Source organism: Clostridioides sp. GD02367 (genome assembly GCF_045900275.1).
Lineage (GTDB): Bacteria > Bacillota > Clostridia > Peptostreptococcales > Peptostreptococcaceae > Clostridioides > Clostridioides difficile_A.
The window spans coordinates 278,826-295,782 of sequence record NZ_JBJODK010000001.1 but is presented as its reverse complement, the minus strand read 5'-3'; the positions used below and the strand labels follow the sequence as shown (position 1 = coordinate 295,782).

At 25.5% G+C, this 16,957-nt stretch carries 15 protein-coding genes and 1 CRISPR repeat array; of the genes, 14 read left to right on the top strand and 1 reads right to left on the bottom strand.

All coding sequences use genetic code 11. The features are described from left to right. The first annotated feature begins 36 nt into the window (after positions 1-36). From Q3223_RS01190 to Q3223_RS01125, 14 genes are all read left to right on the top strand, one after another. On the top strand, positions 37-888 hold the full coding sequence (locus Q3223_RS01190) for an undecaprenyl-diphosphate phosphatase (protein ID WP_054271511.1): 852 nt from the start codon (positions 37-39) through the stop codon (positions 886-888). 108 nt (positions 889-996) lie between these two features. Further along, entirely contained in the window at positions 997-1,743 is a 747-nt protein-coding gene (locus Q3223_RS01185; RefSeq protein ID WP_054271510.1) for an ABC transporter ATP-binding protein, read from the top strand. Continuing rightward, the gene (locus tag Q3223_RS01180; RefSeq protein WP_284182344.1) at positions 1,743-3,659 is read left to right on the top strand and encodes an ABC transporter permease; all 1,917 of its coding nucleotides are present in this window, start codon (positions 1,743-1,745) and stop codon (positions 3,657-3,659) included. Before Q3223_RS01185 ends, Q3223_RS01180 begins: the two co-directional genes overlap by 1 nt. Positions 3,660-3,927: 268 nt before the next feature. Beyond that, on the top strand, positions 3,928-4,845 hold the full coding sequence (locus Q3223_RS01175) for a transcriptional regulator (protein ID WP_167640424.1): 918 nt from the start codon (positions 3,928-3,930) through the stop codon (positions 4,843-4,845). Positions 4,846-4,922: 77 nt separating this feature from the next. Continuing rightward, on the top strand, positions 4,923-5,660 hold the full coding sequence (gene cas6, locus Q3223_RS01170) for a CRISPR-associated endoribonuclease Cas6 (protein ID WP_167640415.1): 738 nt from the start codon (positions 4,923-4,925) through the stop codon (positions 5,658-5,660). A gap of 5 nt (positions 5,661-5,665) precedes the next feature. After that, entirely contained in the window at positions 5,666-7,537 is a 1,872-nt protein-coding gene (cas8a1, locus tag Q3223_RS01165) for a type I-B CRISPR-associated protein Cas8b1/Cst1 (protein ID WP_167640416.1), read from the top strand. A 1-nt stretch (position 7,538) separates the two neighbouring features. Further along, on the top strand, positions 7,539-8,453 hold the full coding sequence (gene cas7i, locus Q3223_RS01160; RefSeq protein ID WP_167640417.1) for a type I-B CRISPR-associated protein Cas7/Cst2/DevR: 915 nt from the start codon (positions 7,539-7,541) through the stop codon (positions 8,451-8,453). Between the two features lies 1 nt (position 8,454). After that, positions 8,455-9,156 carry a type I-B CRISPR-associated protein Cas5b gene (cas5b, locus tag Q3223_RS01155; RefSeq protein WP_219672850.1) on the top strand — a complete coding sequence of 234 codons (702 nt, stop codon included), beginning with the start codon at positions 8,455-8,457 and terminating at the stop codon, positions 9,154-9,156. A gap of 10 nt (positions 9,157-9,166) precedes the next feature. Then, positions 9,167-11,488 (top strand): CRISPR-associated helicase Cas3', encoded by a 2,322-nt coding sequence (gene cas3, locus Q3223_RS01150; protein WP_284182343.1) that lies wholly within the window; start codon positions 9,167-9,169, stop codon positions 11,486-11,488. 47 nt (positions 11,489-11,535) lie between these two features. Continuing rightward, positions 11,536-12,054, top strand: a complete 519-nt coding sequence (cas4, locus tag Q3223_RS01145; protein WP_407811476.1) for a CRISPR-associated protein Cas4 — start codon at positions 11,536-11,538, stop codon at positions 12,052-12,054. A 2-nt stretch (positions 12,055-12,056) separates the two neighbouring features. Then, a complete protein-coding gene (gene cas1b / locus Q3223_RS01140) occupies positions 12,057-13,037 on the top strand; it encodes a type I-B CRISPR-associated endonuclease Cas1b (RefSeq protein WP_054271502.1) in 981 nt (326 codons plus the stop codon). A gap of 3 nt (positions 13,038-13,040) precedes the next feature. Beyond that, positions 13,041-13,307: a CRISPR-associated endonuclease Cas2 gene (gene cas2 / locus Q3223_RS01135; RefSeq protein ID WP_054271501.1), complete on the top strand. Its 267-nt coding sequence runs from the start codon at positions 13,041-13,043 to the stop codon at positions 13,305-13,307. A 183-nt stretch (positions 13,308-13,490) separates the two neighbouring features. After that, a CRISPR array of direct repeats spans positions 13,491-14,107; the repeat unit is 29 nt; unit sequence GTTTTATATTAACTAAGTGGTATGTAAAG. 57 nt (positions 14,108-14,164) lie between these two features. Then, positions 14,165-14,593: an N-acetyltransferase gene (locus tag Q3223_RS01130; RefSeq protein WP_054271500.1), complete on the top strand. Its 429-nt coding sequence runs from the start codon at positions 14,165-14,167 to the stop codon at positions 14,591-14,593. Positions 14,594-14,874: 281 nt separating this feature from the next. Then, the gene (locus tag Q3223_RS01125; RefSeq protein ID WP_407811475.1) at positions 14,875-15,792 is read left to right on the top strand and encodes a putative RNA methyltransferase; all 918 of its coding nucleotides are present in this window, start codon (positions 14,875-14,877) and stop codon (positions 15,790-15,792) included. Positions 15,793-15,978: 186 nt separating this feature from the next. Here Q3223_RS01125 and Q3223_RS01120 read toward each other — a convergent pair whose 3' ends face one another. After that, positions 15,979-16,758 (bottom strand): hypothetical protein, encoded by a 780-nt coding sequence (locus Q3223_RS01120; protein ID WP_243193297.1) that lies wholly within the window; start codon positions 16,756-16,758, stop codon positions 15,979-15,981. Positions 16,759-16,957 lie beyond the last annotated feature (199 nt).

Here is a 16,957-nt window from a genome sequence, read left to right as displayed (position 1 = left end):
AAAATAAATTTTGCAAAAAGGAAAGGATGTTTATTGATGAGTTTAGATATTATTTTCATATTAAAATCAGTTATGATAGCTATAGTAGAGGGGCTTACGGAATTTATCCCAGTTTCATCTACTGGTCATATGATATTGGTTGGTAGCTTGATAGATTTTAAAGGACAATTTGCTGAAATGTTTGAGGTTGTAATACAACTTGGAGCAATATTAGCAGTAGTAGTACTTTATTGGAAGAAAATAAAAGATAGTGTTATAGAATTTTTAAAATTTATATTTACTGGTGGAAAAGAAGGAAAAACTGGCTTTAAATTTGGAATGAATGTAATTATAGCATGTATTCCATTTGCGATTGTGGGGGTTCTATTTTATGACAACATAAAAGCCTTGTTTAATTTACAATCTGTAATTATAGGATTTATAGTTGGTGGGATTTTATTACTAGTGGTAGAGACTTTGTTTAGAAAAAAGAAACATTCTACTGATAATATAGACAAAATCACGCCAATACAAGCATTAAAAGTTGGAGTTTTACAAGTTTTATCTGCATGGCCAGGTATGTCAAGAAGTGCATCTACTATTATGGGTGGATGGATAGCAGGACTTAATTCTCCTATAGCAGCTGAATTTTCTTTCTTTTTAGCTGTGCCAGCTATGGTAGCTTCCTCAGGAAAGGATTTATTTGAATTTGATTATTCAATAATGACACCAACATTGTGGATTGCCTTGATAGTTGGATTTATAGTAGCTTTTATTGTATCAATAGTAGTTATGGAAAAATTTGTGGATTTTCTAAAGAAAAAATCAATGAGAGTATTTGCTATATATAGAATACTTATGGGAATATTGCTTGCTATATTAGCTTTTACAAACATAATTAGTGTATAGATTAAGATATATTTATTATTTACGAGAATTAGCTAACCAATATAAATAATAATTAACAAATAAATATATATGTTATTTCAAAAATTAGATTAGAAAGGATAGTTAATAATGAAAATTTTAACTGTAAATAATTTAAGTAAAGTATATGGCAAGAAAATAATTTTTAATGCATTAAATGATATAAATTTTAGTATAGATGATGGAGAATTTGTAGGAATTATGGGACCATCTGGCAGTGGGAAAACTACTCTTTTAAATATGATTTCTACTATTGATAAACCAACTACAGGAACTATGGAGCTAAAAGGTAAGAATCCACTACTATTAAAAGGTGAAGAACTTGCATTATTTAGAAGAAGAGAGTTAGGTTTTGTATTTCAAGATTTTAATTTATTAGATACCTTAACTATAGGTGAAAATATAGTATTACCATTGACATTAGATAAGGTTAGTGTAAAAGAACAAAATAATAGATTGGCTGAAGTATCTGGAATTTTAGGGATAAAAGATTTATTAGAAAAAAGAACTTTTGAAGTATCAGGTGGTCAAGCTCAGCGAACTGCTATTGCTAGAGCATTAATAAATAGACCATCAATACTTTTAGCAGATGAACCAACTGGTAATTTAGATTCAAAGTCATCAAAGACTGTTATGGAGTTATTTGAGAATATAAATAGAGAAAATAAGGTTACTACTATGATGGTAACTCATGACCCATTAGCTGCAAGTTATTGTAGTAGGATTTTATTTATAAAAGATGGAGCTATATATAATGAAATATATAAGGGAAGTAGTAGAGAGCAGTTTTATCAAGAGATAATGGATGTACTTACATTATTGGGGGGCGATAATTAATGAATATAAAACAATTTGCCATCAACAATATTTCAAGAAACATTAAAGCTTATGTAGGGTATTTAGCAAGTATCGTTATATCCTCTGCCCTACTATTTTCTTTTATCATGTTTACAAGTCATCCCGATTTAGAGATATCTCAATTTCCCGATTATCTAAAAGAGGGGCTTAAGATGAGTAAAATAATTGCATATTTATTTTTATTCTTCTTTGTATTTTATTCAGTGAGTATATTTCTTAAAAGTAGATATAAAGAATTTGGAATACTTTACATTACAGGTATATCAAAGCAACAGGTAATGAAGTTAATTTTTATAGAAAATATAATAATAAATATAGCATCTTCTGTAATTGGAGTAATAATAGGTTTAGTCTTTTCAAAGATATTTTTAGTGATTATGTCTACCTTTTTAGAATTATCACCATTGAAGTTCTATATACCAATAAATGCAATATTATCTACTTTATTTTACTTCATAATTTTAGCTATATTAACATCAGTATTTGCTTCTTTTATAGTTAAGGAAAATCAAGTATTGAGATTGCTTAAAGGTACAAAAACTCCAAAACCAGAGCCTAAAACATCACTAGTATTTGTTATATTAAGTATTTGTCTGTTTGTAATAGCATATTATAGTGCTGTTACATCAACTGACCAATATACAACATATCTACGCTTAGTTCCAGTTACATCTCTTACTATATTAGCAACCTATTTATTTTTTTCTCAATTTAGTGTTTTTTTTCTAAAAAAGCTAAAATTAAATAAGAGATTTTATAGAAAAAATACGAATATGCTTTGGATTTCAAATTTAATCTACAAAGTAAAGGATAATGCTAGGATATTCTTTTTGATAGCTATAACTTCTGCAGTAGCATTTACTGCTATAGGTACAGTTTATTCATTTTGGAAAGATGTAAAGCGTCAAATTAATTTGATATATCCTAACACAATGTATTATTCAACAATGACTTTGCATAATGATACTAAGAAGCCTGATAGTAAAGAAAAAGATACGGAAAGAATGAGATTTATAGAAAGCGAATTAAAAAAAGAAAATGTAGATTATACAAGAATTAATGGAGAATTTAAAACTGTATTTCCTAAGAAAAGTGATTTTAATGTGAGAATTATGAAAGAATCTAAGTATCTAGAAATAATAAAGACTATAGGAGTTAATCCTATAAGTTTTGAAGATAATGAATCTATATCATTGCTTTCATCAAGCTTACCAGGTGATAAGAAAGTTAAAGAAAATGTTGTTATAGGTAATAAAAGTCTAAGGATAGTAAAACAAGTAGAAGAGTGTGTTATGCCAGCATATTATGACAATATGTATGTGGTAAAAGATAATTTTTATGATAGTATAAAATCAAAATTTATAGTGGATAGATTTACTACATTTGAAGTAGCTGATTCAAGTAAAACTACAGAGATATGTAGACAATTTGAGAATAAATTTAATGATGAGTCTGGAATGCAACCATATTTATTTTTCTCTAAAGAATTAATGATAGAAAATGGTAAATTAACATATTCTACATTTATGTTTTTGGCAATATTTATAGGTATGATTTTCTTTGTTACTACAAGTAGCTTTTTATATAATAAGTTTTATATGGATTGTCAAGTAGACAAGAAAAAGTATGAGCAGTTAAATAAGTTAGGGATGACATATAATGAGATTAAAAAAGCTTCAACTATTGAGATTGGAATTGTGTTTTTGTTGCCTTATGTAGTGGCAGTTATACATTCGATATTTGCACTTACTGCACTGAGAAATTCTTTTGATATAGAGGTAGCATCTTCAGCAGTTTTGGTAATGGGAAGTCTATTTTTAGTTCAAATAGTGTATTTCTTAATTGTGAGAAATAATTATTTAAAAGAGATAAGATTAAATTTAATTAATTTTTAGGATATGCTATTAACTAATAAAAAGTATTTAAAATTGATTAATATTACTGGAATTATAAATATTTATTTTTTCAGTAATATTTTTTATTGTATTAATTATTAAGATTATATACTAATATGTCGTAATAAGTATCTAAATAGTAAAACATTCTACTTATATAAAATATAAGGAGGTTATATGTATATATGTGTAGAAATAAACAATATAAGATGTTAATTAATATTATTAGGAGGTGTTATTCATTAGTAAGTTAGTTAATACAATAAGAATGATGATATTAATTCAAAGTAGAGGAAGAATGAAGTGTAAAGAGCTAGCAGAAGAATTGGAAGTAAGTGAAAGGCAAATAAAAAGTTATAAGGAATACTTAGAACAAGCAGGTATATTTATAAATTCAACACCTGGGATTTATGGTGGATATGAAATTGATAAATGTAATAGTATCTCACTAATTAAATTATTGGATAGTGAAGTTTCAATTCTAGACATGATAAATTCACAACTAGAGTACAATAATGATATTTACAAAAATGAATTTAATAGTATTGTAGAAAAAATAAAAGCAGTATTAAATACAGGAGAAAAAAGCGATACATATATGGATTATTTCACAGTACAAGCACAACGTAATTGTGATTATGAGTTTGAAAAAAATAAATGTAACGAAATAACTAGAGCGTATACGACAAAACGTAAGATTTGGATAGGATATTATTCGTTAAACTCAGGCAGTAGCGAAAGAATTGTTCATCCATACGGTTTATTTAATTATAAATCAGATACCTATATGGTAGCTTTTTGTGAAAAAAGGCTTAAGTTTATAGATTTTAAATTATGTAGAATTAAAAGTTATAAGGTTTTAGAAGAAAAATATAATGTAGATAGAAGTTTTAATTGGGATGAATACAGTAAAAATAGTATAGGAATTTATAAGGGAGAAGAAATTAATGTTGTTATAAAAATTAGCCATCCATTTTCAATAATTATAAAGGAGAAAATTTGGGTTAATAATCAACAAATTATAGAGTATGACAATAATTCTATACTATTTAAAGCTAAAATGAGAGGTTATGAAGAGATAAAAAGTTGGATTTTGAGTATGGGAGCTTATGTTGAAGTTATAGAACCTATTAGACTTAGAGATGATATATTGTCAGAAATTGAAAAAATGAAAAAAATTTACTGATTTTTTTAAATAATTTATATTCAGACAGATATACTTCACGGTCTAGTGTTAATATATTAGTTGAGAGAGGTGATATTATGAAAATGAAAATTGAATTTAGTACCGATTGTATACCAATATCTTATAATTCACTTTTTATGAGTATTATAAAAGAAGCGATAAGAAAGTCTAATGAAGATTACTATAAAAATATGTACTACTATAATGAAAAAAATAATAAAAAAACTAAAAACTTCACATTTTCAGTTTATATAAAAAAATATAGTATTGAAGGTGACAATTTTATTATTAAAGATAAAGTAATATTAAATATAAGTACTCCAGATTTAGAATTAGGTTTTCATATATATAATGGATTAATGACTTCTAAAAAGTGCTTATATAAAGAATATGAACTTACAAGGATTAGAATAGACTTATCAAGAGAAAAGAAGGTAACAAAAGAGAATGTACTATTTAATGCACTATCTCCAATTTGCATAAAATCTAAAGAAGGAAAATTCTTGGAGGTAGATGATGATGGATATATAGAAGAGTTAAACTATATAACTAATGAAGTTATCAAAAACTATAGAGGAAATGGATTAAAAAGAAAGTTAGAGTTTGAAAATATAGGTCTTAAAAAGGTAGTTGTTAAAGAGCGTTTAAGAGAATTTAAAAAAATAACAGGCAAAGAGTATCAATATGTTAATGGTTACAAAGGTAAGTTTATATTAAAAGGTGATATTGATGACTTAAATCTTATCTACAACCTAGGAATAGGTTTTAGAAGAGCACAGGGATTTGGAGATATAGATATTCTAGAATGGAGGTGAGACAAATGAAGTTAAGGGTTTATAGAGGAGACTGGTTCTTTAATATGGGTATAGTTGGATTTTTAAACATAATAAAGAAAGCAGAGAAGAAATCAGAAATATTTATTATGGAAGACTATATTGAATTTGATAGTTCCTTTCTTGAAAACTTTCATGAGTATTATTTCGATTACTTCATGGATGAATATGATGTATCAAAAAGGATTAGAAAGAGTGTTGATTACAATATAAATTTTATTAAGTCTAAGCCTGATAAAATCAAAGATGGAATTAAGAAAATTAAAGATAATATAAAACAGCAAAATGATAAGGTAAAAAAATTTGATGAAGATAATTCTAACTTGATAAAAGAAAAGCTAGACATTATGTCTAAGATAAAAAGTTATGATGAATTTGATTTATTAGAAACTTTAATTGATGAGATTATTGATATATTTAAAATAAAGTCAATAAATGACAGACTTACAGCCAATCTTTATAAATATGTAGTTCAAGATAATTATTTTGGACAAGTTAGTTTTTTTAATGTTGCTAAGGCTAAATTAGATTTAGATGGATTAAAACAAGTAATGTTTAATGACTATTTAAGACAAATCATATATTTAGGAGAATTAGAAGATTTATTAGAAGAGAATGACTATGATAAATTAAAAATCTATTTAAATGATAGATTAGATAGTATATCTAAAGATGTAAATGAAAAAAAAGTTAGTAAGTCTAGTATAAATACTATAGAAAAAATTATGAAGGAAATAAACAATAAATTTATAAAGAAAAATAAAAGTATTGAAGATATAAGATTGTATATGGATAGTTTAGAAGTCTGTGAAATGTGTGGCTCATATAAAGGGATATTAGATGAGTACTCAGAAAGTAATTTTGCCCCACTTGGAGTAAGTACTAATAATGCTAGAAATATGTTTTGGAATCAGGAATATACAACATCAATATGTGATGTTTGTAAGCTTATATTGTTCTGTACACCAGCAGGAGCTACTTATACAAGAAAAAATTATTTGTCTAATGAAGAAAATGAGTTTTATTTATTTGTTAATATGGATACTTCTATAAATGAGCTTTTTGAAAGAAACAACAATTTGAAAGTTCAAAAAAGTGAGTCTTCAGATTCCAAAGATGAGAATCCTTTTAATAAACTTATAAAAAGTATAGTAGAAGAAAATAAATTAAAAAGTGAATGGCAGCTTCATAACATACTTTTTGTAGAATTTAAAGCAAGTATAGACTCTAAAAAGTGTAATATAAACTACTTTAATATTCCTACTTATTTAGCCAAAATCTTTGCATATGAAAACACAAAAATACAAAATATATATGACTATAAGCTTAAATCAAATGTATTAGATTTACTTTTGAGAAATAGGGATCTGAAGCATCTAACTAATAATACTTTAAGAAATAAAGTTAAGAATGGTATGGAAAGTAAAAACAAATCAAATATATCAGGAATAGACTGTTTTAGAATAGTACAATTAAGAGCATTAATAAATAGCTATAAGAAGGGAGTATGTAAAATGAACAGTAAAAATTTGGAAGAAAATGATAAAAAACTAAGAGTAATTTATTATTTGGGTTGTGATGTACATGACCATTATGTCAATGAAAATTCTAAAAATAAAATAGATGGAGTAAGCTATAAACTTTTAAATTCAGTTAAAGTTGGAAATAAAAATGATTTTATGGATACAGTTATAAGAATTTTTATGTCAGCTAAAAAACAGATTCCAGAGTTTATTTTAGATATAGAGGTTGAAAAAGATTTAGACTTCGAATCTATAGGCCATGCTTTTATATCTGGATTAGTTTCTGGAAAATATGAAGGAAAAGGTAAACTGCCAAACGAAAAGGAGGAAAAATAAGATGAAAAGAGGATTAACATTTACAGTAATAGCACAGGCTCAAAGTTTAAACTATGGTGAAGGGATAGGTAATATATCAGAATTAAAAAAACTAAGTAGAGCTGATGGAAACATCTATACATTTGCATCTCGTCAGTGTTTAAGATATGACATAGTACGATTAGCTTCGGAGTTATTTAATTGGAATTTACAAGTTGTTGATAAAGGAAAAGGTACAGTTCAATTTAAAGATAATATAAGTATAAGAGAGTCAGAAGAAATGGATTTATTTGGATATATGAAAACAAATAAAAAAGATGAGAAGGATAAAAAAGGAGGCTCACTTACTAGAGAAGCTACTGTAAGATTAAGTAATGCAATTTCTCTTGAGCCATATAGAAGTGATATGGACTTTTTAAATAATAAAGGATTAGCAGATAGAATAGGAGAACACCCTAATCTTGCAAACATAGAACAACATTTAAGCTACTATACATATACAGTGACTATAGATTTATCTAAAATAGGTAAAGATGGAGATATAGAACTTGATAATAAAGATAAATGTAAACGAGTAGTAGAATTTTTAGAAATAATAAAAGTATTAAATAGAAATATTAGAGGTAGACAAGAAAATTTATCTCCTCTGTTTGTAGTAGGAGGAGTGTATGAAATAGCAAATCCATTCTTTTTAGGTAGAATAAAATTAAAAGGAGATAAAAATGGATTTAAAGTAAATAAGTCAGCAATAGAAGAAGTAGTTCAAGGTACTTTTTTAGGAAAGGGTCTAAAAGAATTTACTTATGTTGGAATGGTAGATGGAACATTTACAAATAAAGAAGAGTTTGAAGAGTTATTTGAAGATAAATTTTTAAGTGTAGATAAATTTTTTGGACAATTAGTTAAAGAAGTAAAGGAATATTATGAGGTGAATTAATATGAAAGTATTGAAATTAGATTTATTTCAAGAAACTGCATGCTATAAAAAACCATTTGCCATGAAAATTACAGAAACTTATCCACTACCACCATATTCTACAGTAAATGGATTAATTCACAAAATATTAAATGCTACAGAGTATATACCATTTAATATAAGTGTACAAGGAACATATGAAAGTATATTTAATAATTATCAGACAACATATTTTTATAAAAAGGATAGTATTACATCTATGCCAATGAATAGTCATATGTTATTGAATGTAAATTTGATAATTCATATAGGTGGGGATTTTGATTTATTAAAAAAATTATATGATAGTTTATTAAATTGTAATGAACATTTATCATTAGGTAGAAAAGAGGATTTAGTAAGAATTAATGATATTAGATTTGTAGAAGTTAACAAATTTGAATTAGATGAAGACATACAATTAGATGATTATGAAAATTATAAGTTATCAGAATATGATATAAAAAGACCTATATATATACCAAAGTCAAGCTTACAAAATACAGATATATATGTTATAAGCTATAGGCTCCATAATTATTATGATAATAATGCTAAAGAAGATAAGAAAAGAGTTTGGAATAAGGTAGATAGTTATTATGTTGAAGATGGAAGTACTATATCAATTGGAGATATATTATTAGATAATGAAGGAGATATATTATATTTTAACAATATAAGTTAGGAGGAAGGTTATGTTATATGCTAAATCTAATCCAGTGGAAACACTGAGAGAGCATACTGATGAGCTTTTAAAACAAATGAATGTGTTAAGAGAATGCTATGGGACAAATATAAGTAGACTAAATTTTTTAGAGGAAGATAAATTTTGGCAATTACTTGATTTTGTTATAGAATTTCATGATATTGGAAAAGCATTTTCTCCATTTCAAAAACTAATAAGAAGTAGAATGGATATTGAAACAAATGAACCTAAGATAGTAACTCATCTAGAAAATAGTATAGGCCATAATTACCTTTCTCCTGCATTTATTGATTATAGTTATGTAGACAAGGAAAAAGATAGAGAACTGAGAGAAGTATTAAATCAAGTTATTGTATATCATCATGAAAGAGATATATTTATAGATAAAGATTTTAAAACTTTAATACAAAAAATATTAGATGAGGATTTAATAAATAAAGTTTATGAATTACAACATGAATTTAAAGTTAGATATCCAATAAGAACCGAAAAATTAAGTAAAGTGTATATACAAAGTGTAATAAAAAGAATAGATAAAAATCACAAATACTATAATCTATATATTATGTTAAAAGGTATATTACATAGATTAGACCATAGTGCTTCTGCTCATGAGATTGTTGAGTGCAATAGTAACATGAATATAGGTGAATACACAGAAAAACATTTAGTAAAAGAGTTTGGTAGTTTAAGAGAAGTGCAGTCATTTGCTAAATCAAATAGAAATAAGAATATAATACTAATTGCCTCTACAGGGATGGGAAAAACAGAAACTGCTTTAATTTGGATAGATAATGATAAGGCATTTTTCACACTGCCATTAAGAGTGAGTATAAATGCGTTATTTGATAGAGCTAAAAATATAGTTGGAGTAGGAGAATCAAATGATACATTCTTAGGTCTGTTACATTCAACAGCAATAGATTATCTAGAAGAAAGTAATCAGGAAAATTCAAATGAGATTGTAGATTTAGCAAAGTTATTATCTTGTAAACTGACATTTTCTACAATAGACCAAATATTCAAATTTCCTTTTTTGTATAGAGGGTATGAAAAAGTATATTCAACATTAGCATATTCAAAAGTAGTAATAGATGAGATACAAGCATATTCACCAGAAATAGCAGCTGTATTGGTAAAAGGTATAGAAATGATACATAAAATAGGTGGAAGATTTATGATAATGACAGCTACTATGCCAACTATATATATAGATGAACTAAAAAAAAGAGGTGTAATTGATAGTAACTTAGCTGATTTAACATGTAACACAGAAAAAATAAGACATTGTGTGTCTATTGTAGAAAATTCAATAGATGAAAATTTAGAACAAATAATACAAAGTGGAATGAATAAAAAGGTTCTTGTAATAGTAAACACAGTTAAAAGTGCCATAGAAAAATATGAATTAATAGAAGATATAGTTAAGTCAAAAGGAATAGATGTTAATGTAAATCTTTTACATTCTATGTATATACAAGAAGATAGAGCAAAGCTAGAAAAATATATAAAAGAATTTGCAGATAGTAATAGTAATGGTATTTGGATTACTACACAATTAGTGGAAGCATCCCTTGATATTGATTTTGATGAACTTCATACAGAAAATTCAATACTAGATAGTCTATTCCAAAGATTTGGTAGATGTTATAGAAGTCGAGAGTATAAAGAAATTAGCCCAAATATATTTATATATACAGAAAAAGTTACAGGAATAGGTAGCATTTATGATAAAGATATTGTAGAAAAAGGACTTGAACTATTGAAATCTTTTATAAATGGCAAAGAATGTTTGAAGATAGAAGAAAAATATAAGGTAGAAATGGTTAAGATGCTATACTCTAAAGAAAATTTAGAAGGTACAGACTTTAAAAAAAGATTTACTAGTGCTTTAAATATTTTAGACACTATAACACCATATAGTTTAGGCTCTAACGAGGCACAAAATATACTTAGAAATATTGAAGGATATACAGTAATACCAGTGGATATATATAATAAAATTGAAGAGACTTTAATAAAAGATTATGAAGAATTAGGACAAGAACTTACAGAAGCATATAGTAATGATGATAGAGAATTGATAAATGAAATAAAGTTTAAGAGAAAAAAGGCTAGAAGAGAGATAATTAAAAAAACTGTAAATTTACCAATATATAAAGCTAAACAAAATATAATGGACATACAGGTGAAAGGTCTTGAAGATTTAAAGATACTTTTATATAAATATGATATACATGAAAATGAGCATACAAAACAGATATTTGGCAAAGGTGTGCTTATAGGTAAAGAAATAGACCAATTTATTTGATTTTTATATTAACAATGTGGCTAAAATTTACTAAAGAAGGTGATTTTGTGCCAATAGATTTAGAACTATTAAAAGTTCAAGGAGTAAAGATAAATTATTATTATGTATGTAAAAGAAAACTATGGTTATTCTCTAAAGGAATAACTATGGAACAAAATAGTAATAGAGTATTGTCTGGAAAGATAGTACATGAAGATTCATATAAAAGAATGAAAAATAAAGAAGTGTTGATTGATGATATCTTGAAATTAGATATAATAAAGGACGAGTATGTAAAAGAAGTAAAAATAAGTTCAAAGATGAAAGAAGCAGATGAAATGCAGTTATACTATTACTTATACTATTTAAAAGATAGTATGGGGATAGAGAAAAAAGGAACTATAAATTATGTTAAGGAAAAGAAACAAGAAGAATTGATATTGACAGAGGAAAAAGAAAGAATTATTGAAAACACACTTATAAATATAAATGAAATAAACATGAAGTTATCTCCTCCCAAAATTGAAAAGAAATCTTATTGTACAAAATGTGCTTATTATGAATTTTGTTTCGTGAAGGAGGAGTAACAATGTATAGAGATTATTATATTATAAGTAATGGGAGTATAAAAAGAAAAGAAAATACGATTTACTATTATAATTTAGAAGGTGAGAAAAAAATATTACCAGTAGAACAAGTTGATGATATTCATATATATGGGGAAGTGGATTTAAACACAAAACTTATAAATTATATAAGCCAATATGGAGTTATGCTTCATTTCTATAATTACTATGGATATTATTCAGGTACATATTACCCAAGAAAGAAAAATGTATCAGGATTCAGTTTAGTATCTCAATCGGCTTGCTATTTAGATAAAAATGAAAGACTATACTTAGCAAAATCATTTGTGGAAAGTGCATCATATCATATTTTAAGAAATATGAGATATTACAAGGTTGATGAAAGCTTAATTGATACTATAAAAGATGAACTAAATAGTTTGAATGATGTCAAAGAAATATCAGAACTTATGGGTAAAGAAGGAAGAATAAGAAAAACATACTATAAATCATTTAATCAAATATTGAAAGATGACTTTGAGTTTTATAAGAGAGAAAAAAGACCTCCTAAAGACCCAGTAAATGCTCTTATGTCTTTTGGAAATAGTATAATGTATACAAATGTTTTAAGTGAAATATATAAGACACAACTTGACCCTACAATAAGCTTTTTACATGAACCATCGATAAAGAGATTTTCCTTAAGTTTAGACATTGCAGAAATTTTCAAGCCAATTATAATTGACACAATAATTTTTAGCTTGATTAATAACAAAAGAATTAATAAGAGTGATTTTGAATATCAGGACAAAATTTGTTATTTAAGTGAAAAAGGAAAGAAGAAATTTCTACAAGAATTTGAAAATAAGATGCAGACAACTATAAAACATAGAAATCTTAATAGAAAAGTTTCATATAGAATGTTTATAAGGTTAGAATGTTATAAATTAATTAAACATTTTATCAATGATGAAAAGTATAAAGTTTTAAAGGCATGGTGGTAAAGTATGTTTGTTATTGTTACTTATGATGTTGTTGAAGCAAGGTCATTAAACAGGGTTAGAAAAACACTTAAAAAATATCTAACTTGGACTCAGAATTCTGTTTTTGAAGGAGATATTACTGATGGGAAGTTACATAAATGTATTTCTGAAATAGAAAAGATTATTGATAATAGCGAAGATTCGATTTATGTTTATGAGATAAAAAATCCTAATTCAATTAAAAAGAAATGTTATGGTATTGATAAGTATTCTGATGAAATGTTTATATAGGTTTGCAGTGAGCGATATTTGTGCTAAAATAAGGCTTAACAGTTGGAATATAAGAGATTGAAGGGTACTGATAATTGTTATTAATTGCACTATTGCTCGCTCACTGCAAATTTTGATGTTTTTATTGAATTATGATTGCGTGAGTGTAGCATTTTCAGGCTATTCAATTGCACCTATTTTGGGGTTTTATATTAACTAAGTGGTATGTAAAGTGTAAAATCTTCAAAGAAATCCATGAGGGACTTAAAGTTTTATATTAACTAAGTGGTATGTAAAGACAGTATAAGATACTTCTTCTTTTATAAATTTCTTTAGTTTTATATTAACTAAGTGGTATGTAAAGTTATAATCTTTTATACCAAATTTACTTGCTAGTATCCGTTTTATATTAACTAAGTGGTATGTAAAGTTGTATCCTTTTATCCCCATTTTTTCAGCTAATTTTGTTTTATATTAACTAAGTGGTATGTAAAGCACCTCTCGTTACTATGCTATTACTATCTATTGTTAGGTTTTATATTAACTAAGTGGTATGTAAAGAGAACCATTTGTTTCCCAAACTCCTTTTACTTCACTAGTTTTATATTAACTAAGTGGTATGTAAAGATATTTGTTGATTTGTCAGTTATATGTCAGTAAATAGTTTTATATTAACTAAGTGGTATGTAAAGTAGTATTGACTTTCTTTTTAATCTAATAAAACCTTGTTTTATATTAACTAAGTGGTATGTAAAGTTCAGCTTCTCATGAGTGTAATCATATCCAAATAACGTTTTATATTAACTAAATCATATCTAAATGAAGTAAACTTATACTATAAATAAAAATCAACATAAAAATGGGGTGAAATAAAATTTATGATAAGAAAATCAAATGATAAAGATATAAACAAAATCATGGAAATATGGAAAGAAAGCACAATCAAAGCACACAACTTTATAAATAAAGAATACTGGGAAAATAACTATAACACTGTCAAAAATGAATATATACCTATATCAGATACATTTGTATATGAGGATGGTCAAGAAATAAAAGGATTTATAAGCATAATAAATAAAAGCTTCATAGGAGCCTTATTTATAAATTCAAACTATCAAAACCTAGGTATAGGAAGTAAACTTTTAGACTATGCAACTAAAGAATACAAGAATCTAAGTCTAGCAGTATACAAAGACAATAAAAAGGCAGTTGTATTTTACAATAAAAAAGGATTTAATATAGTAAAAGAGCAAATAAATGAAGATTCAGGATTTAAAGAGTACATCATGGAATATAGTAAATAACATTAATATATTTATTATTCCAATAGGCATAATTTAAAGAATATTTTTTAGAGTTGTGAATTACATGTACTTAAGATATTAATAAACATAATGACAGGGGGAAAAATAATGAATAAAAGAGCATTTATATATTACACTAGAATAAGAGGATAGCGCACAAATTGTGGCTATTTTACAACAGCTTATAACACATTTTATATAATCTAGAAAAGTTATCTTATGCAAGTAGCCATAATTTCGTGCTATTTAAATTAAATAGTGAATTTAAGGAGATTATGGGAATGAAACAGAATATAAGTAATGTAAATAAAAAAAATATCGGTAAACTAAAAAAGATAGAAACAACTAGATTACTACTTAATGAAAATATAGAAGTATTTAAATGCCCACTTTGCAAAAAAAATATGGTTACTGTTGATAAAAATAGTGTCAAATGTGTGAATAAACACTGCTTTGATATATCTAAAAAAGGATATGTTAATTTATTAAATAGAAATACAAAAACTATTTATAATAAAGAATTATTTGAGTCAAGACATGAAATATATAATTCTAATGTGTATGATTATTTAATAGAAGAAATAAAATCTATAATTAAAAATTACACTTTAAATAAGTATAGTAACTATGTATTAGATGCAGGTTGTGGTGAAGGATATTTCTTAAATAAATTATATGAAGATGAAGAGATTAATAATGGATGTAAATTAATTGGAATTGACATAGCTAAAGAAGGGATTTCTATTGCTACAAGAGGAGAAAATGAAATTATATGGTGTATTTCAGATTTAGCAAATCTGCCACTTCAAGATAGTAAGCTTGATATAATATTAAATGTACTTTCTCCTGCAAACTATAAGGAGTTTACAAGAGTTTTAAATAATGGTGGAATAGTAGTAAAGATTGTTCCAGAGTCAAATTATTTGAAAGAAATAAGAAAAAGTATACAGAAAAATGTAAAAAATAGTTATTATGATAATAAAAATATTGTAGATGTATTTAAGAAGCATCTTGATTTAATTTATGATAGTAGAATTAATTATAAGACCAATATCAATGTATTAAACTTAAGTAATTTAATTAAAATGACCCCTTTGACATCATCATTAGCTGAAGAAGAAATTTTAATGTTGTTAGAATCAGGTATATCTGATATAACAATCGATTTAAGAATCATAGTTGGTACTATAAAGAAATAAAAAGAATCCTTATAAGAGTTAGATAAAGTTTAATTATGGTTTTATAATAGAAAATTGCTATGAGGCCAGCTTAGTAAAGTTGGATTTCATAGCAATCTTAATTATCATAAAAATGTTTATTTTATATATTTTAAAAACTTATATAGTATCTAATAAAATATTCTTCTTATTTAAAACTATAAATTATTAAATCTTAAAATATTCTTTTTGAGACATGTTTATTTCAGAGTCACAATTTCCACAACAATAAGACGTTGAGATATCTTTAAATTCTTCGTTATTCTCATCAAACTCCATTTTTTTCTTTGCAAGAATACCAACCTTAGTTAAATTAGAACCACAATTATTACAGTTTTGGATTTTACATATACTATATAATTTGTCAGGTGTAATATTTTCTAATAGTTCTTCACAATTACAACATCTAATAGAAGCAATTTCACTAGATATTTCAACAGGTTCAGATTTATCAAAAGAGAATTTATATATTATGTCATTTGATACTTTATAACCAGTATCAAAAATATTCGAATTACAGTTTGGACACAAGTATTTTGGGATATATACATCTTTCTTTTCAAGAATATCACTACTAGTATGACAATCTAAATCATTTAAATCTGAACTTTCATCTATAGTTTTATACTTATTTAAATTTAGAAGATAATTATAAATTCTTTTATCTTCATTCTGTTTTGCTGTATTTAAAAGATGACTCATTATATTAGGATATTCTTTATTTTTTGATGGTGCATTCAAATCTATATAATTATTCTCAATAGCAAAGGATAATATATTAAAGTAATTATACTTAACTGCAAAAAATAATAACATTTCATCAAATACTTTATCTATTACTTTATCAGAAATGCTTATCCAAAAATCTGGCGAATCTAAATAAACTTTCTTACTAAGTTCATCCAACTCTTCATCTATGTTATTTAAAGTATTTTCATTAATTTTCATATCATCACTTCCTTATTATTTTTATATAAAATAAAATCTCATATAAAAATATATCATATTATAATTTACAAGTATAGACAAAATAGGTTTGTTTCTAAATAAATTTTTCTAAATGACCATTAAAATATAAAGCATTAATCCACAGTTTACTTAAAAATAAAATGTAAACCTATAATATATTTTAAGTTGACAAAAAAAC